The 20,112-nt window shown below is 74.1% G+C and carries 2 protein-coding genes; both read left to right on the forward strand.

Features of this window, described 5'->3' with window-relative positions; all coding sequences use genetic code 11:
* The coding region (locus VFZ92_RS15085) for an SDR family NAD(P)-dependent oxidoreductase (RefSeq protein ID WP_414719898.1) at positions 1-13,210 on the forward strand (13,210 nt) is incomplete at its 5' end.
* Positions 13,207-20,112, forward strand: a 6,906-nt coding sequence (locus VFZ92_RS15090) for a type I polyketide synthase (RefSeq protein WP_414719899.1), incomplete at its 3' end; no start/stop codon positions are given. The genes VFZ92_RS15085 and VFZ92_RS15090, both read left to right, overlap by 4 nt.

A 20,112-nucleotide genomic window follows, 5' to 3' on the forward strand; every position in this document is an offset into this window, starting at 1 on the left:
GCGGGACACCCAGGAGGAGCTGGACCGCACCGAGTTCACCCAGCCCGCGATCTTCGCGCTGGAAGTGGCGCTGTACCGGCTGGTGGAGTCGTGGGGCATCCGCCCCGACCACCTCGCGGGCCACTCCATCGGTGAGATCGCGGCGGCCCACGTGGCCGGAGTCCTCTCCCTGGCCGACGCCGCGAAGCTGGTCAACGCCCGCGCCAAGCTCATGCAGGCCCTCCCGGCGGGCGGTGCGATGGTCGCGCTCCAGGCCACCGAGGACGAGGTCGCGCCGCACCTCACCGACACCGTCTCCATCGCGGCCGTCAACGGCCCGAGGGCCATCGTGCTCGCGGGCGAGGAGGCCGCTGTCGCGCAGGTGGTGGAGAAGTTCGCCGACCGCAAGTCCAAGCGCCTCGCGGTCTCGCACGCGTTCCACTCGCCGCTGATGGACCCGGTGCTGGACGACTTCCGCGAGGTCGTCACCACCCTGACCTTCCAGCAGCCCCGCATCGACCTGCTCGGCGACGTGACCGACCCGGAGTACTGGGTCACCCACGTCCGCGACACGGTCCGCTTCCACGAGGCCGTCCAGACCCTTGAGCAGCGCGGTGTGACCAAGTTCCTGGAGCTGGGCCCGGACGGCGTGCTCGCCGCGATGGCCGAGGTCCCCGTGACCCCGCTGCTGCGCAAGGACCGCTCCGAGGTCGAGTCCGTCGCCACGGCGATCGGCGCGCTGCACGTCAGCGGTGTCACGATCGACTGGACCGCGTTCTTCGGCGGGGGCACGAAGGTCCCGCTGCCCACCTACGCGTTCCAGCGCGACCGCTTCTGGCTCGACGTCGTCCCCGGCGGCGTCCGGCTCGGCGCGTCCGACCACCCGCTGCTCGGCTCCACGCTCTCGCTCGCCGACTCCGACGGCCTGGTCCTGAGCGGCCACCTCGCCCTCGACACGCACGCCTGGCTCGCCGACCACGCCGTCTCCGGCACGGTCCTGCTGCCCGGCACCGCGTTCGTCGAGCTGGCGGTCCACGCCGCCGACCAGGTCGACTGCGACCTCCTCGAAGAACTCACCCTCGAAGCCCCGCTGGTCGTGCCCGAGCACGGCGGCGTGCAGGTCCAGGTCGGCGTCAGCGGCCCGGACGGGGCGGGCCGCCGCGCCCTGACCGTCCACTCGCGGCTCGACGGCCCGTGGACCCGGCACGCCACCGGCACCCTGCTCCCGACCGCCCCCGCGACCGCGTTCGACCTGTCCGAGTGGCCGCCCGCCGGCGCCCAGCCGGTCGCCGTCGACGCCCTCTACGACAACCTCGCGTCCGTCGGCCTCGCCTACGGCCCGGTGTTCCAGGGCGCGCGGGCGGTGTGGCGGCGCGGTGACGAGGTGTTCGCCGACATCACCGTCGCCGACGACGTCACCGGCTTCGGCATCCACCCGGCCCTGCTCGACGCCACGCTGCACGCGCTCGGCGCCGTGGAGTCCGGCGGCCAGGCCAAGCTCCCCTTCGCCTGGCGCGACGTCGCCCTGCACGCCGTGGGCGCCTCGGCCGTGCGCGTCCGGCTCGCCCCGACCGGCACCGACGGCGTCTCGCTCCAGGTCGCCGACACCACCGGCGCACCGGTCGCGTCGGTCGGCTCGCTGGTGCTGCGCGAGGTCCGCGCCGCCGAACTGGCCGCCGGCTACACCGAGTCCCTGTTCCACGTCGACTGGACCGTCCTCCCGGTCGCCGACGGCACCGCCCGGATCGTCGAGGCGGCGCTGGACGCCGACCTCGCGGCGGTCGAACCCGCCGACGCCGTCCTGGTCCGCCTGACCGCCGAGACCGACGGCGCGGACGAGGTGCACGAGGCCGTGCACGCCGCCCTGCGCCTGGTGTGCGCGTGGCTGGCCGACGAGCGGTTCGCCGCGTCCCGCCTGGTGCTCGCCACCAGCGGTGTCGTCTCGGTCGACGGCGAGGACGTCACCGACGTCCCCCACAGCGCCGTGTGGGGCCTGGTCCGCTCCGCGCAGACCGAGCACCCCGACCGGTTCGTCCTGCTCGACTCCGACGGTTCCGCGGCCTCCGAGCGGGTGCTCCCCGCCGCCGTCGCCACCGGCGAGCCGCAGCTCGCCCTGCGCGACGGCGTGGTCCGCGTCGCCCGCCTGGCCCGCGGCTCCGACGTCCGCGCCGAGGTCCCCGCGCTGGACGGCACCGTGCTCATCACCGGCGCGACCGGCGGCCTCGGCGGCGTGTTCGCCAAGCACCTCGTCACGAAGTACGGCGTCCGCGACCTGCTGCTCACCTCCCGCCGCGGTCTGGACGCGCCCGGCGCGACCGACCTCGTCACCGAGCTGGAGACCCTGGGCGCGGCGGTCACGGTCGCCGCGTGCGACGCCGCCGACCGCGACGCCCTCGCCGCGCTGCTGGCCGAGCACCCGGTGTCCGCCGTGGTGCACACCGCCGGTGTGCTGGACGACGGCGTGGTCGAGGCGCTGACCCCCGAGCAGATCACCAACGTGCTGCGGCCCAAGGTCGACGGCGCGCTCAACCTGCACGAGCTGACCGCCGACCTCAAGGCGTTCATCGTCTTCTCCTCGTCGGCCTGCACGTTCGGCAACGCGGGCCAGGCCAACTACGCCGCCGCGAACGCCGTGCTGGACAACCTGGCCCGCCACCGCCGCGCGACCGGCCAGCACGGCCTCTCGCTCGCGTGGGGCCTGTGGGCCGGCACCGGCGGCATGGGCGCGACCCTCACCGACGCCGCGGTCGACCGCATGACCCGCACGGGCGTCCGCCCGCTGACCCGCGACGAGGGCCTGGCGCTGTTCGACGCGGCGTTCGCCTCCGACCAGCCGGTGCAGGTGCCCGCGCACCTGGACACGGCCGTCCTCGGTGGCCAGCCGGTCGTCCCGCCGCTGCTGCGCGGCCTGGTCCGCCCGACCCGCCGCTCCGCCCGCACCGCACCGGTCCCGGTCGCCGCGACGCTGTCCGGTGTCTCCGGCGCGGAGCTGGTCTCCATCGTCCGCCACCACGTCGCCGAGGTCCTCGGCTACGGCTCCGGCGACGACGTGGAGCCGGGCCTGGCGTTCAAGGAGCTGGGCTTCGACTCGCTCACCGCCGTGGAGCTGCGCAACCGCCTCAACGGCCACACCGGCCTGCGCCTGCCCGCCACGCTGGTCTTCGACTACCCGACGCCCGCCGCGCTCGCCGAGCACCTGCGCACCGAACTCGGCGGGGGAGCGGCCACGCCGACCACCACCGAGACCATCGTGCTCGCCGACGACGAACCCATCGCGATCGTCGGCATGGCCTGCCGCTACCCCGGCGGCATCTCCACGCCGGAAGACCTGTGGCGCCTGGTGGAGGAGGGCGCGGACGCCGTCACCGGCTTCCCGACCAACCGCGGCTGGGACCTGGCGAACCTCTACGACGCCGACCCCGACCACCCCGGCACCAGCTACGTCCGCGACGGCGGCTTCCTGCACGACGCCGCCGAGTTCGACCCGGCGTTCTTCGGCATCAGCCCGAAGGAGGCCATCGCGCTCGACCCGCAGCACCGCCTGCTGCTGGAGACCACGTGGGAGGCGTTCGAACGCGCGGGCGTCGACCCGACGTCGGTGCGCGGCAGCCGGACCGGCGTGTTCGCCGGGATCATGTACCACGACTACTCCTCCGTGGTGGAGCGCGGCACCGACGAGGTCGAGGGCTACCTCGGCACCGGCGGCAGCCTCGCGTCCGGCCGCGTGTCCTACACGTTCGGCCTGGAGGGCCCGGCCGTCACGGTCGACACCGCGTGCTCGTCGTCGCTGGTGGCGCTGCACCTCGCGGTGCAGGCGCTGCGCAACGGCGAGTGCACGCTCGCCCTCGCGGGCGGCGTCACGGTCATGGCGACCCCGGCCACGTTCGTCGGCTTCTCCCGCCAGCGCGGCCTCGCGGTCGACGGCCGCTGCAAGTCCTTCGCGGGTGCGGCGGACGGCACCGGCTGGGCCGAGGGCGCGGGCATGCTGCTCGTCGAGCGCCTGTCGGACGCCGAGCGCAACGGCCACCCGGTCCTCGCCATCGTGCGCGGGTCCGCGATCAACCAGGACGGCGCGTCCAACGGCCTCACCGCCCCCAACGGCCCGGCCCAGCGCAAGGTGATCCAGCAGGCCCTCGCCAGCGCGCGGCTGTCCACCTCGGACGTCGACGTGGTCGAGGCGCACGGCACCGGTACGAGGCTCGGTGACCCGATCGAGGCCCAGGCCCTCCTCGCCACCTACGGCCAGGGCCGGGAAACCCCGCTGCTGCTGGGTTCCATCAAGTCCAACATCGGCCACTCGCAGGCCGCCGCCGGTGTCGCGGGCATCATCAAGGTCGTCGAGGCCATGCGCCACGGCGTCGTCCCGAAGACGCTGCACGTCGACGCCCCCACCTCCGAGGTCGACTGGACCGCCGGTTCGGTCGAGCTGACCACCGAGGCCCGCCCGTGGCCGACGGTCGACCGCCCCCGCCGCGCGGGTGTCTCCTCGTTCGGCATCAGCGGCACCAACGCCCACGTGATCATCGAACAACCACCGGCCGTGGTGATCGAGGCTCAGCAGGTGGAGGACTCCCCCCGTCCGCTGGTCCTCTCCGCTCGCACACCCGCAGCCCTGCGCGGCCAGGCCCTCGCGCTCGCCGCGCACGTCGAGGCGCACCCGGAGCTGGACCTCCTCGACATCGGCCACTCCCTGCTCACCCGCTCGCGCCACGAGCACCGCGCGGTCGTCGTCGCCCACGACCGCGAGCAGGTCCTCCGCGACCTGGCCGCGCTCGGCCGCGGCGAGTCGACCACGACGACCGGCAGGACCGCGTTCCTGTTCACCGGCCAGGGCTCCCAGCGCCTCGGCATGGGCCGCGAGCTGTACGACTCGGTGCCCGTGTTCGCACGCGCGTTCGACGAGGTCCGCGCCCACTTCGACCTCCCGCTGAGGGACGTCGTGTTCGGCACCGACGCCGACGCGCTCGACCAGACCGCCGTCACGCAGCCCGCGCTGTTCGCCCTGGAAGTCGCCCTGTTCCGCACCCTGGAGCACTGGGGGATGACCCCGGACGTCGTCGCGGGCCACTCCGTCGGCGAGATCGCCGCCGCCCACGTGGCCGGTGTGCTGTCCCTGGAGGACGCCGCCGTGCTGGTGGAGTCCCGCGGCAGGCTCATGCAGGCCCTGCCGACCGGCGGCGCGATGGTCGCGTTGCAGGCCACCGAGGACGAGGTCACGCCGCACCTCACCGACCTCGTCTCACTGGCCGCCATCAACGGTCCGAACTCCGTGGTCGTCGCGGGCGACGAGAACGCCGTCGCCGCGGTGGTCGAGCGGTTCGCCGACCGCAAGTCCAAGCGCCTCGGCGTCTCGCACGCGTTCCACTCGCCGCTGATGGACCCGATGCTGGACGACTTCCGCGCCGTGGTCGCGAAGCTGACCTTCCACGAGCCGAAGATCGCCCTCCTCGGCGAGGTGACCGACCCGGAGCACTGGGTGCGGCACGTCCGGGAGGCTGTCCGTTTCGCCGACACCATGACGACCCTCGAAGCCCGGGGCGTCACGACGTTCGTGGAACTGGGCCCGGACGGCGTGCTGGCCGCGATGGCCGACGCGCCCGTCATCCCGGTGCTGCGCAAGGACCGCCCCGAACTCGCCACGCTGCTCTCCGCCGTCGGCAACGCCTACGCGGCCGGTGCCGACGCGGACTGGGCGCGGCTGCTCACGGGTGGCCGCCTGGTCGACCTGCCCACCTACGCCTTCCAGCGCAAGAACTACTGGCCCACCGCCGGGTTCGCCTTCGGCGACGTCACGTCCGTCGGCCAGGGCGACGCGGACCACCCGCTGCTCGGCGCGGCCGTCGCGCTGCCCGAGGGCCAGCTCTTCACCGCCCGGCTGTCCGCCACCACGCACGCCTGGCTCGCGGACCACGTCGTCGCGGGCACGGTCCTGGTGCCCGGCACCGCGTTCGTCGAGATGGCGCTCCGCGCGGGCGCCGAGGTCGGCTGCGACCTCCTCGAAGAACTCACCCTCGAAGCGCCGCTCGCCCTGCACGACGCCGTTCAGCTGCGGTTGGCGCTGGAGGAGCCCGCCGCCGACGGCCGCCGCGCGCTCACCGTGCACTCGCGGCCCGAGGGCGACGACGAGCCGTGGGTCCGCCACGCCACCGGAACCCTGCTCCCGCAGGCCCCGTCCGCCGCGTTCAGCCTGGCCGAGTGGCCGCCGTCCGGTGCCGAAGCCGTCGCGGTGGACGACGTCTACTCCTCCCTGGCCGCCGCCGGTCTGGAGTACGGCCCGGCGTTCCAGGGCCTGAAGGCCGCGTGGCGCAGGGGCGACGACGTCTACGCCGAGGTCGCGCTCGACGCCGCCGCGGACCGCTTCGGCCTGCACCCGGCCCTGTTCGACTCCGTCCTGCACTCGTTGTCGCTGGGCGCGACCAGCGGCAGGACCCGGCTCCCGTTCGCGTGGCGCGGCATCGCGCTGCACGCCGTCGGCGCCACCGCCCTGCGCGTCCACGTCTCCCCGACGGGCACCGACGGTGTCGCGCTGGAGATCGCCGACGGCACCGGCGCACCCGTCGCCACGGTGGACTCGCTGGTGCTGCGGGAGTTCACGCCCGACCAGCTCGGCTCCACCGTCGCCCGCTCGCTCTACCAGGTCGACTGGATCCCGGTCACCGGCGGCGGGCACGCGGACGCCGTGGTCGCCGAGATCACCGCCGACTCCGTCTCCGGCTCGGTGCACCAGGCCCTCGCCTCGATCCGCACCTGGCTCGCCGAGGACCACGGCACCGACCGCCTGGTGTTCCTGACGAAGAACGCCGTGGCCGTCGACCGCGAGGACGTGACCGACCTGGCCGGTGCCGCCGTGCGCGGCCTGGTCCGGTCGGCGCAGACCGAGAACCCCGACCGCTTCGTGCTGGTCGACCACGACGGCGCGGTCGACGTGGCCGCCGCCGTCGCGACCGGCGAACCCGAGGTCGCTGTTCGCGGCGGCGCGCTGTTCGCGCCCCGCCTCGCCCGCGCCACCGCCAACCCCGACAAGCGCCTCAACCTCCACGGCACCGTCCTGGTCACGGGCGCGACCGGCAGCCTCGGCGCGGTCTTCGCCAGGCACCTGGTGACCTCCTACGGCGTCCGCGACCTGCTGCTCACCTCCCGCCGCGGCCCGGACGCCCCCGGTGCCGCCGAACTGCGGGACGAGCTGGTCGCGCTCGGCGCGTCGGTGGAGATCGTCGCCTGCGACGTGGCCGACCGCGCCGCGGTGAAGAACCTGCTGGACGACCGCGCGGTCACCGCCGTCGTGCACACCGCCGGTGTGCTGGACGACGCCACGATCGCCTCGCTCACCCCCGAGCAGGTCGACAGCGTCCTGCGCCCCAAGGTCGACGCGGTCCGCAACCTGCACGAGCTGACCGCCGACCTGTCCGCGTTCGTCGTCTTCTCCTCGGCCGCGGGCACGTTCGGCAACGCGGGCCAGGGCAACTACGCCGCCGCCAACGCCTACCTGGACGCGCTGGTCCAGCACCGGGTCGCCCTGGGCGAGCCCGCGCTGTCGCTGGCGTGGGGCCTGTGGGAGGACACCGGCGGCATGACCGGCGACACCGAGCGGCTCAGCCGCGGCGGCGTCACGGCCCTGACGACCGCCGAGGGCCTGGAGCTGTTCGACCTCGCCGCGTCGACCGGCACCCCGGTCGTCGTCCCGATGCACCTCAACACCGCCGCCCTCGCGGGCACGACCGTCAGCCCGCTGCTGCGCGGCCTGGTCCGCACGCCCCGGCGCGCGGCCTCCGCCGCCACGGGTGACGCCGGTCTGCTGACCAGGCTGGCCGGTCTGACCGCCGACGCCCGGGCCGACCTGCTGCTGGACCTGGTCCGCGGCCAGGCCGCCGACGTGCTCGGCTACGACGGCGCGTCCGACGTCGACGCCGACCGCTCGTTCCGCGAGCTGGGCTTCGACTCGCTGACCGCCGTCGAGCTGCGCAACCGGATCACCGCCGCGACCGGCCTGCGGCTGTCCGCGACGCTGGTGTTCGACTACCCGTCCCCGACCGCGCTGGTCGAGCACCTGCGCGCCGAACTGGGCGGCACGGCCGCCGCCGTCACCGGGCCGGTCCGCACCAACGCCACGGACGACGAGCCGATCGCGATCGTCGGCATCGGCTGCCGCTTCCCCGGTGGCGTCACCAGCCCCGAGGACCTGTGGACGCTGCTGGCCGACGGCCGCGACGCCGTGGGCGGCTTCCCGACCGACCGCGGCTGGGACGTCGAGAACCTGTACCACCCGGACCCCGACCACCAGGGCACGTCGTACTCCCGCGAGGGCGGGTTCCTCTACGGCGCGGCCGAGTTCGACCCGGCGTTCTTCGGCATCAACCCGAAGGAAGCCCTCGCGATGGACCCGCAGCAGCGGCTGCTGCTGAAGACCTCGTGGGAGGCGTTCGAGCGCGCGGGCATCGACCCGACCACCCTGCGCGGCAGCCGGACCGGCGTGTTCGCCGGCGTGATGTACCACGACTACGCGTCGCGGCTGCGGTCCGTGCCGGACGGCATCGAGGGCTACCTCGGCACCGGCAGCTCGGGCAGCGTCATCTCCGGCCGCGTGTCCTACACGTTCGGCCTGGAGGGCCCGGCGGTCACGGTCGACACGGCGTGCTCGTCGTCGTTGGTGGCCCTGCACCTGGCGGTGCAGGCGCTGCGGTCCGGTGAGTGCTCGCTGGCGCTGGCCGGTGGCGTCACGGTGATGGCCACGCCCGGCACGTTCATCGGCTTCAGCCGCCAGCGCGGTCTCGCCGCCGACGGCCGCTGCAAGGCGTTCTCCGCCGACGCCGACGGCACGGGCTGGGGCGAGGGCGCGGGCATGCTGCTCGTCGAACGCCTCTCCGACGCCCGCGCCAACGGCCACCCGGTCCTCGCGATCGTGCGCGGCTCGGCCGTCAACCAGGACGGTGCGTCCAACGGCCTCACCGCCCCGAACGGGCCGTCGCAGCAGCGGGTCATCCGCCAGGCCCTCTCCAACGCCGGTCTGTCCACGACGGACGTCGACGCGGTGGAGGCGCACGGCACCGGCACCTCGCTGGGAGACCCGATCGAGGCCCAGGCGCTCCTCGCCACCTACGGCCAGGACCGCGAGACCCCGCTGCTGCTGGGGTCCATCAAGTCCAACCTCGGCCACACGCAGGCCGCGGCGGGTGTCGCGGGCATCATCAAGATGGTCATGGCCCTGCGCCACGGCGTGCTGCCGAAGACGCTGCACGTCGGCGAGCCGTCGCCGCACGTCGACTGGACCGCGGGCGCGGTCGAGCTGCTGACCGAGCCGACCCCGTGGCCGTCGGGCGACCGCCCGCGCCGCGCCGCCGTCTCCTCGTTCGGCATTTCCGGCACCAACGCCCACACGATCGTCGAACAAGCGCCAGAAGAGGTTCCGACGCAGGTCGGTGACGACGTCACGATGCCGTGGGTGGTGTCGGCGAAGACCGCCGCGGCGCTCCAGGCGCAGACCGAGAAGCTGCGCGACCACGTGGCCGACCACCCCGAGCGCTCGCTGGACGTGGCGTTCTCGCTGGCCACCAGCCGGGCGGCGTTCGAGCACCGCGCGGTGCTGGTCGACGGCGAAGTCGTCGCCACCGGCTCCGCCGGAGGCAAGCTGGCCGTCCTGTTCACCGGCCAGGGTTCGCAGCGGCTCGGCATGGGCCGTGAGCTGTACGACCGGTTCCCGGTGTTCGCCGCCGCCTTCGACGCGGTCTGCGCCGAGCTGGACGTGCCGGTGCAGGAGGTCGTGTTCGGCATCGACGCGAAGGCGCTCAACGAGACCGGCACCACCCAGCCCGCCCTGTTCGCGCTGGAAGTGGCGCTGTACCGGCTCTTCGAGCACTGGGGCGTCAAGCCCGACTTCCTGGCGGGCCACTCCATCGGCGAGATCGCCGCCGCCCACGTGGCCGGTGTGCTGTCGCTGGAGGACGCGGCCAAGCTCGTCTCCGCGCGCGGCCGTCTGATGCAGGCCCTTCCGGCCGGTGGCGCGATGGTCGCGTTGCAGGCCACCGAGGACGAGGTCACGCCCCACCTGACCGAGCTGGTCTCCATCGCCGCCGTCAACGGCCCGGACGCCGTCGTCATCGCGGGCGACGAGGACGCGGTGCGGGAGGTCGTGGACGGCTTCCCCGACCGGAAGTCCAAGCGCCTGGCCGTGTCGCACGCGTTCCACTCGCCGCTGATGGACCCGATGCTGGACGACTTCCGCGCGGTGGTCGAAACCCTGACCTTCAACGACCCGACGATCGCGCTGCTGGGCGAGGTCACCGACCCGGAGCACTGGGTCCGCCACGTCCGCGAGGCGGTCCGGTTCGCCGAGACCGTCACGACCCTGGAGGCCAGGGGCGTGAGGACGTTCCTGGAGCTGGGCCCGGACGGCACGCTCTCCGCGATGGGCGCCGAGTCCGTCACGAACGCGGTGCTGGTCCCGGCGCTCCGCAAGGACCGCCCGGAGACCAAGACCCTGTTCCACGCCCTCGGCACGGCCTACAGCCGTGGCGCGAGGGTCGACTGGACCGCGTTCTTCGCGGGCACCGACGCCCGCCGCGTCGAGCTGCCGACCTACGCCTTCACCGACGAGCGCTACTGGCTCGACGAGGGCTCGGCCCCCGTCGGCGCGGGCCTCACGCCCAGCGGCCACCCGCTGCTCGGCGGCGGCATCGACCTGCCCGACTCCGACAGCCACCTCTACACCTCCCTCCTCACCAGGGACGGCCTGCCGTGGCTGGTCGACCACGCGGTCGGCGGCACGGTCCTGCTGCCCGGCACGGCGTTCGTCGAACTCGCGGTCCGCGCGGGCGAGGAGGTCGGCTGCCCGGTCGTGGAGGAGCTGACCCTGGCCGCACCGCTGGTCCTGCCGGAGCACGGCGGCGTGCGGGTGCAGGTCGTCGTCGGCGGCCCCGACGCCGACGAGCGGCGGACGTTCACCGTCCACTCGCGACTCGACGACGAGCCGTGGACCCGGCACGCGACCGGGGTGCTCGCCACGACCGGCGCTCCCGCCGACGGCGGCCTGGACGTGTGGCCCCCGGTCGACGCCCTGCCGGTCGACGTCAGCGGCCTCTACGACGGCTTCGCCGCCATCGGCCTGGAGTACGGCCCGGCGTTCCAGGGCGTCCGGGCCGCGTGGCGCACGGACGGCGAGGTCTACGCCGAGATCGCCGTCGACGAGGACGTGTCCTCCTACGCCCTCCACCCCGCGCTGCTGGACGCGTGCCTGCACGCGGTCGGCGTCGGCGACTTCTTCGAGAACACCGGCCAGGCCCGCCTCCCGTTCGCCTGGGAGGGCGTCCGGGTGCACGCCGTCGGCGCGTCCGCGCTGCGGATCCGGATGGCGGGGGCGGGCACCGACGCGGTGACGCTGGAGATCGCCGACCAGACCGGCGCACCGGTCGCGTCGGTCGCGTCGCTGGTGCTGCGGCCGATGGCCACCGACCAGCTCGGCGGCGGCTTCACCCGCTCGCTGTTCCGGGTCGACCAGACCGCCATCCCGACCCCGGCCACGGCCGTCGCGAAGCTCGCGGTGCTCGGTTCGGACGACCTGAAGCTGGCCCAGGCGCTGGACATCCCGGTGCACGCCGCGCTCGCCGAGGTCGGCGACGTGGACGCGCTGCTCGTGTCGTGGGTGCCCGACCTGAGCGTCGGCGGCGGTCTCGCCGGAGCCACCAGGACCGGTGTCCAGGAGGCGCTCGACCTGGCGCGGGCGTGGATCACCGCCGACCGCGACGCCCGACTGGTGTTCGTCACCAGGGCGGACGACTTCGCGGGCGCCGCGGTGCAGGGCCTCATCCGCTCGGCGCAGGCCGAGAACCCGGACCGCTTCGCCCTGGTGGACATCGACGACCACGAGGACTCGGTCCGCGCGCTCGGCGCCGCCCTCGCCACCGGCGAGCCGCAGGTGTCGATCCGCGAGGGAGCCCTCCGGGCTCCGCGCCTGGCCCGCGTGGCCGCCGTCGAAGCCCCGAAGCCGGAGTTCCGCGAAGGTGGCACGGTCCTGATGACCGGCGCGACCGGCGCGCTCGGCGCGGTGTTCGCGAAGCACCTGGTGACGGAGTACGGCGTCACCAAGCTCCTGCTCACCAGCAGGCGCGGCCCGGACGCGCCCGGCGCGCTGGACCTGCGCGACGAGCTGCGGACGCTCGGCGCGGCCGTGGACGTCGTCGCCTGCGACGTGGCCGACCGCGACGCGCTGGCCCCGCTGCTGGCCGAGCACCAGGTCACGGCCGTGGTGCACGCGGCGGGCGTGCTGGACGACGGCATCCTCACCTCGCTCACCCCCGAGCGGCTGGAGAAGGTGCTGCGCCCCAAGGTGGACGCCGCGCTGAACCTGCACGAGCTGACCGGAGACCTGGACGCGTTCGTCCTGTTCTCCTCCGCCGCGGGCACGTTCGGCAACCCCGGCCAGGCCAACTACGCCGCCGCCAACGCCTTCCTCGACGCGCTGGCCCAGCACCGACGTGCACGGGGCGAGCCCGCCCTGTCGCTCGGCTGGGGCCTGTGGGAGGACACCGGCGGCATGACCGCCGACTCCGCGCGGCTCGGCACGGCACTGTCCGAAGAGGAGGGTGTGGCGCTGTTCGACACCGCGCTCGCGGGCCCGGACGCCGCGCTCGTGCCCATGCACCTCGACACCTCCGCCCTCGGCGACCGGGTGCCCGCGCTGCTCAGCGGACTCGTCCGCAAGCCGGTGCGCCGCGCCACCGCCGCCGAGGCCGCTCCGGGGGAGTCGCTCGGCAAGAAGATCGCCGGACTCTCCGACGGAGACCGGGACCAGGTGCTGCTCGACGTCGTCCGCTCGCACGTGGCGAGCGCGCTCGGCCTGCCCGGACCCGACTCCGTCGACGAGCACCGCACGTTCCAGGAGATGGGCTTCGACTCGCTCAGCGCCGTGGAACTGCGCAACGGACTGAACGCCGCGACCGGGCTGAAGCTGCCCGCGACGCTGGTGTTCGACTACCCGACCCCGGCCGCGCTGGTGGACCAGCTGCGGATCGAGGTCGTGCCCGACACACCCGCCGGAGCGCCGCTCTCGCTGGGTGATCTCGATCGACTGTCCGCCGAACTCATCGAACTGGGCCGGGACGAGGCCGCGCGTGCGCGGATCACCGAACGGTTGCAAGCGGTTTTGGCCGGACTGGCGGCGCCGGAATCCGAGAACGCGGATCTGGACGCGGCCACCGACGACGAACTCTTCGACCTGCTCGACCAGGAGCTGATGTGACGATGGACAACGAGGAGAAGCTGAGGGATTACCTCAAGCGCGCGACCGCGGACCTGCGCACGGTCCGGAAGCGCTTGAAGGAGGTCGAGGAGGCTGACCACGAGCCCATCGCCATCATCGGCATGGGCTGCCGGTACCCCGGCGGCGTCACGAGCCCGGAAGACCTGTGGGACCTGGTGACCGGTCAGCGGGACGCGATCTCCCCGCTGCCGACCGACCGCGGCTGGGACATCGACGGCCTGTTCGGCGACGACCCCGAGGCCACGAACCAGAGCTACGTGGCCAAGGGCGGGTTCCTCTACGACGCCGCCGAGTTCGACCCGGCGTTCTTCGGCATCTCGCCCCGCGAGGCCCTGGCGATGGACCCCCAGCAGCGCCTGCTGCTGGAGACCTCGTGGGAGGCGTTCGAGCGCGCGGGCATCGACCCGGCCACGGTCAAGGGCAGCAAGACCGGCGTCTACGCCGGGGTGATGTACCACGACTACTCCACCGGGCTGACCGAGATCCCGGAGGAGATCGGCGGCTACCTGAGCACCGGCACCGCGGGCAGCGTCGCGTCCGGCCGCGTCGCCTACACGCTCGGCCTGGAGGGCCCGGCCGTCACGATCGACACGGCGTGCTCCTCCTCGCTGGTCGCCCTGCACTGGGCGATCCAGGCCCTGCGCTCCGGCGAGTGCACCCTGGCGCTGGCCGGTGGCGTCACGATCATGGCCACGCCCGGCACGTTCATCGAGTTCTCCCGCCAGAAGGGCCTCGCGGGCGACGGGCGCTGCAAGGCGTTCGCCGCCGCCGCCGACGGCACGGGCTGGGGCGAGGGCGCCGGGATGCTGCTCGTGGAGCGGCTGTCCGAGGCCCAGCGCCTCGGACACCCGATCCTCGCGGTCATCAAGGGCTCCGCGATCAACCAGGACGGCGCGTCCAACGGCCTCACCGCCCCCAACGGCCCGTCGCAGCGCCGCGTCATCCAGTCCGCGCTCGCCGACGCCGGTCTCACCACCCGCCAGGTCGACCTGGTCGAGGCGCACGGCACCGGCACCAAGCTGGGCGACCCCATCGAGGCGCAGGCCCTGCTGGCCACCTACGGCCAGGACCGCCAGGAACCGCTGCGGCTCGGGTCGATCAAGTCGAACTTCGGCCACACGCAGGCCGCCGCCGGTGTCGCCGGTGTCATCAAGATGGTCATGGCCGTCCGCAACGGCGTCATGCCGAAGACGCTGCACGTCGACGAGCCGTCCCCGCACATCGACTGGTCCGCGGGCGCCGTCGAGCTGCTGACCGAGGAGCGCGCCTGGCCGGAGACCGGCGAACCGCGCCGCGCGGCCGTGTCCTCCTTCGGCTTCAGCGGCACCAACGCCCACACGATCATCGAGCAGGCGCCAGTGGCCGAGGAGGCCGCCGAGCGGACCCCCAAGTCCGGTGTCCTGCCGTGGGTGCTGTCGGCTCGCGGTGAGACGGCGCTGCGTGCCCGGGCCGCCCAGCTCCGCGACCACCTGGCCGACAACGCGGACGTGCCGGTCGCCGACCTCGGCTACTCGCTGGCCACGACCCGGTCCCGCTTCCCGCACCGCGCCGTCCTGATCGGCCGCGAGCGCGCCGACTTCGCGCTCGACGCGCTCGCCGACGGCGAGGTCAGCGCGGACGTGGTCGAGGGCGTCGCGGACGTGCGCGGCAAGGTCGCCTTCGTCTTCCCCGGCCAGGGCTCGCAGTGGGTCGGCATGGCCCTCGAACTCCTCGACGACAACGAGGTCTTCCGCAGCCGCATGGCCGAGTGCGAGGCGGCCCTGTCGTCCTACGTGGACTGGTCGCTCATCGCCGTGCTGCGCGAGGAGGACGGCGCTCCCGGCTTCGACCGGGTCGACGTCGTCCAGCCCGCGCTGTGGGCCGTGATGGTGTCGCTGGCCCAGGTCTGGCGCTCCTACGGCGTCACGCCCGCCGCCGTCGTCGGCAGCTCGCAGGGCGAGATCGCCGCCGCGTGCGTCGCGGGCGCGCTGTCGCTGGACGACGCCGCGCGCGTCGTCGCGCTGCGCAGCCAGGCCCTCGGCGCGCTGTCCGGCCTCGGCGGCATGGTGTCCGTCGCTCTCCCGTCGGCGAAGACCCGCGAGCTGCTGGTCCGCTGGGACGGCAAGCTCTCCGTCGCCACGGTCAACGGCCCGCGCGCCACCGTCGTCTCCGGAGACAACGACGCCCTGGACGAGCTGGTCGCCGCGTGCGACGCCGACGGCGTGCGCGCCAAGCGGATCGCCGTGGACTACGCCTCGCACTCCGCCCACGTCGAGATCATCCGCGAGCGCCTTGCCGAGCTGCTCGGGCCGGTCGCGCCGATGGCGGGCGAGATCCCGTTCTACTCCACCGTCACCGGCAGGCCGATCGACGGCACCGAGCTGGGCTCGGAGTACTGGTACACCAACCTCCGCCAGACCGCCGAGTTCGAGCTGGGCGTGCGCGCCCTGGTCGAGCGCGGCCACCGGTTCTTCCTGGAGATGAGCCCGCACCCCGTCCTCGCGATGGGCGTGCAGGACATCGTCGACGACCTCGGCACCGAGGCCGTCGTCATCGGCTCGCTGCGCCGCGGTGAAGGCGGCCCGACCCGGCTGCTCACCTCGCTGGCGCAGGCCCACGTGCGCGGTCTGCCGCTCGACTGGGACGCCGTGTTCGCCGGGTACGGCGCCCGCGCGGTCGAACTGCCCACCTACCCGTTCCAGCGCCAGCCGTTCTGGCTCGACACCAGCGGTTCCGGCTACGGCGACGTCACGTCGGCCGGTCTCGGCGTCACCGACCACGCCCTGCTCGGCGCGGCCGTCGCGCTGCCCGACTCCGCCGGTTACCTGTTCACCGGCAGGCTCTCCCAGCGCACGCACCCGTGGCTCGCCGACCACCGCGTGTCCGACGCGGTCCTGCTGCCCGGCACGGCGTTCGTGGAGCTCGCGATCCGCGCGGGCGACCAGGTCGGCTGCGGTGTCGTGGACGAGCTGACCCTGGAAGCCCCGCTGGTGCTGGGCGACACCGACGCCGTCGTGGTGCGGGTCGTCCTGGAGGCCCCGGACGAGACCGGCCTGCGCGGCGTCGCCGTGTACTCCCGGATCGAGTTCGCGGACGACGACGAGCCGTGGACCCGGCACGCCACCGGCACCCTGGCCGCCGACGGGGGAGCGGCCCCCGCCGACCTCACCGCGTGGCCGCCGTCCGGCGCCGAGGTGATCGACACCAGCGGCCTGTACGACGGGCTCGCCGGGATCGGTCTCGGCTACGGACCCACGTTCCGCGGCCTGCGCGCCGCGTGGCGCTCCGGCGACGAGGTGTTCGCCGAGGTCGCCCTGCCCGAGAGCGCGAAGGTCGTCGGCTTCGGCCTGCACCCCGCGCTGCTGGACGCCGCCCTGCACGCCGTCGGCCTCGGCTCGTTCATCGAGGTCACGGACATGCCGTGGCTCCCGTTCACCTGGACCGGCACGCGGCTCGACGCCGCGGGCGCGACCGCGCTGCGGGTCCGGATCTCCCCGGTCGGCACCGGTTCGGTGTCGGTCGTCGTGGCCGACGAGACCGGCAGGCCCGTCGCGTCGGTCGAGGAACTGGTGCTGCGGCCCGTGTCCCAGCAGGCCACCGCCGGACCCACCACGGGCCGGTCGCTGTTCCGGGTCGACTGGCAGGTCCTGCCGCTCGACGCCGTCGAGACCCCACTGGAAGAGGTGCCCGATGTTGATGTGGTTCCCGTTGCGCTCCCAGCGTCTGACGCAGGCGCCGTTCACGCAGCCGTTCACGCCGTCCTCGCGCAGGCGCAGGACCGCCTTGCCGGTGAATCCCGTGCTGTCCTCCTCACGGGCGGCGGTGACCCCCTCGCGGCCGCGGCTGTCCGAGGCCTGATCCGCTCCGCCCAGACCGAGAACCCCGACCGGTTCGTCCTCGTCGACTCCGACGGCACGGAGGCGTCCACCCGGATGCTGACCGCCGCCGTCGAGTCGGGCGAGCCCGAACTGGAGCTGCGCGACGGCGTCGTGCGGGTGCCCCGCCTGACCCGCGCGGCCGTGTCCACCGCGGACGGGCCCGCGTTCCGCGCCGACGGCCGGGTCCTGCTGACCGGTGCGACCGGCGTGCTGGGCGCGCTGCTGGCCCGCCACCTCGTGACCGAGCACGGCGTCCGCGACCTGCTGCTCACCTCCCGCCGGGGCCTGGACGCGCCCGGTGCCGCCGAGCTGCGGGACGAGCTGGTCGGACTCGGGGCCGCGGTCACCGTGGCCGCGTGCGACGCCGCCGACCGCGACGCCCTGGCCGCACTGCTGGCCGAGCACCCGGTCACGTCCGTCGTGCACACGGCCGGGGTGCTGGACGACGGCGTGCTGTCGTCGCTCACGCCCGAGCGGCTGGACACCGTGCTGCGGCCCAAGGTCGACGCGGTGCTCAACCTGGACGAGCTGGCCGGGGAGGTGGAGAACTTCATCCTGTTCTCCTCCGCGGCCGGTACGTTCGGCAACGCGGGCCAGGCCAACTACGCCGCCGCCAACTCGTTCGTCGACGCCTTCGCCCGCCACCGCCGCGACCGGGGCGAGCCCGCCCTGTCGCTCGCGTGGGGCCTGTGGGAGCAGGCCAGCGAGATGACCGGCGACATGGCCGACGCCGACCGCGGTCGGGTCTCCGGCGGTGTCGGCGGGCTGACCTCCGGCGAGGGCCTGGCGCTGTTCGACGCCACGCTCGCCTCCACCGAGCCCGTGCTCGTGGCCATGCACCTCGACACCGCCGCCCTGCGCGGCGCGGGCGCGTCCGTTCCGCCGCTGCTGCGCGGGTTCACCCGCGCGCCCGGCAGGCGCACCGCGTCCGCCGCCGACCAGGCCGCCGCGTCCGGGCTCGCGCAGAAGCTCGCCGCGCTGCCGGAGGCCGGGCGGACCGCACTGCTGGCCGACCTGGTCCGCACGCACGTCACGGCGGTGCTCGGCTTCGCGTCCACGGACACCGTCGACACCTCGAAGGCGTTCCGGGAGCTGGGTTTCGACTCGCTGACCGCCGTCGAGCTGCGCAACCGGATCAACGCCGCCACCGGGCTCAAGCTGCCCGCCACGCTGGTGTTCGACTACCCGACCACCGACGTCCTGGTCGAGCACCTGCGCGGCAAGCTCGTCGGTGACGGCGCGGGCGCGGTGGCCGTGCGCGCCGCGACCTCCGTCGACGACGACCAGATCGCCATCATCGCGATGAGCTGCCGCTTCCCCGGCGGCGTCACGACCCCGGAGGACCTGTGGGACCTCCTGGCGAACGGCCGCGACGCCATCGGCGGCTTCCCGACCGACCGCGGCTGGAACATCGACTACCTGACCCTGGCCAGCAACGCGGCCGAGGGCGGGTTCCTCTACGACGCCAGCGAGTTCGACCCGGCGTTCTTCGGCATCAACCCGCGTGAGGCCCTCGCCATGGACCCCCAGCAGCGCCTGCTGCTGGAGACCTCGTGGGAGGCGTTCGAGCGGGCCGGGATCGACCCCACCACGTTGCGCGGCAGCCAGACCGGCGTGTTCGCCGGGATGATGTACCACGACTACGGCACGCGCCTGACGTCGTTGCCCGAGGAGGTCGGCGGCTACTTCGGCACCGGCACCGCGGGCAGCGTCGCGTCCGGCCGCATCGCCTACACGCTGGGTCTCGAAGGCCCGGCCGTCACGGTCGACACCGCGTGCTCGTCGTCGCTGGTGGCGCTGCACCTGGCCGCCCAGGCGCTGCGCTCCGGCGAGTGCTCGCTGGCGGTGGCCGGTGGCGTCACGGTCATGGCGACCCCCGGCACGTTCGTCGAGTTCAGCACCCAGGGCGCGATGGCCCCCGACTCGCGCTGCAAGCCGTTCGCCGCCGCCGCCGACGGGTCGAGCTGGGGCGAGGGCGCGGGGATGCTCGTCATCGAGCGCCTCGCCGACGCCCGCGCCAACGGCCACCCGGTGCTCGCCATCCTGCGCGGCACGGCCGTGAACCAGGACGGCGCCTCGAACGGCCTCACCGCGCCGAACGGTCCGTCGCAGCAGCGGGTCATCCGCCAGGCGCTCGCCAACTCCGGTCTGTCCACCTCGGACGTCGACGCGGTCGAGGCGCACGGCACCGGCACGAAGCTGGGCGACCCCATCGAGGCGCAGGCGCTGCTGGAGACCTACGGGCAGAACCGCTCGACCCCCGTGCTGCTGGGCGCGGTCAAGTCCAACCTCGGCCACACGCAGGCCGCGGCAGGCGTGGCCGGTGTGATCAAGATGGTCATGGCGATGCGGCACGGCGTGATGCCGAAGACGCTGCACGTGGACGCGCCCTCCCCGCACGTCGACTGGACGTCCGGCTCGGTCGAGCTGGTCACCGAACCGACGCCGTGGCCGGAGAGCGGTCGCGTCCGCCGGTCGGCCGTGTCGTCGTTCGGCATCAGCGGCACCAACGCCCACGTGGTGCTGGAGCACGTCGCTCCGGTCGAGGTCGAGGCCGCCGCCGAGTGGTCGACGCTGCCGTGGCTGCTGTCGGGCAAGACGCCGGAGGCGGTGTCGGCCCAGGCCGACAAGCTCAAGGCGCACCTGGTCGCGAACCCCGGCGTGCGGCCGGTCGACGTGGCGTTCTCGCTGGCCACCAGCCGCACGCTGCTCGACCACCGCGCCGCCGTCGTCGCCGCTGACCGCGACGAGCTGCTGACCGCGCTGGACGCGCCCGCGTCCGGCACCGCGGTGGCCGGGAAGCTCGCCTTCCTGTTCACCGGTCAGGGTTCGCAGCGCGCGGGCATGGGTCGTGAGCTGTACGCGGCCTACCCGGTGTTCGCGAAGGCGTTCGACGAGGTCGCCGCGCTGGTGGACGTGCGGGACACCCAGGAGGAGCTGGACCGCACCGAGTTCACCCAGCCCGCGATCTTCGCGCTGGAAGTGGCGCTGTACCGGCTGGTGGAGTCGTGGGGCATCCGCCCC

It is taken from the genome of Umezawaea sp., from assembly GCF_036375055.1.
GTDB lineage: Bacteria > Actinomycetota > Actinomycetes > Mycobacteriales > Pseudonocardiaceae > Umezawaea.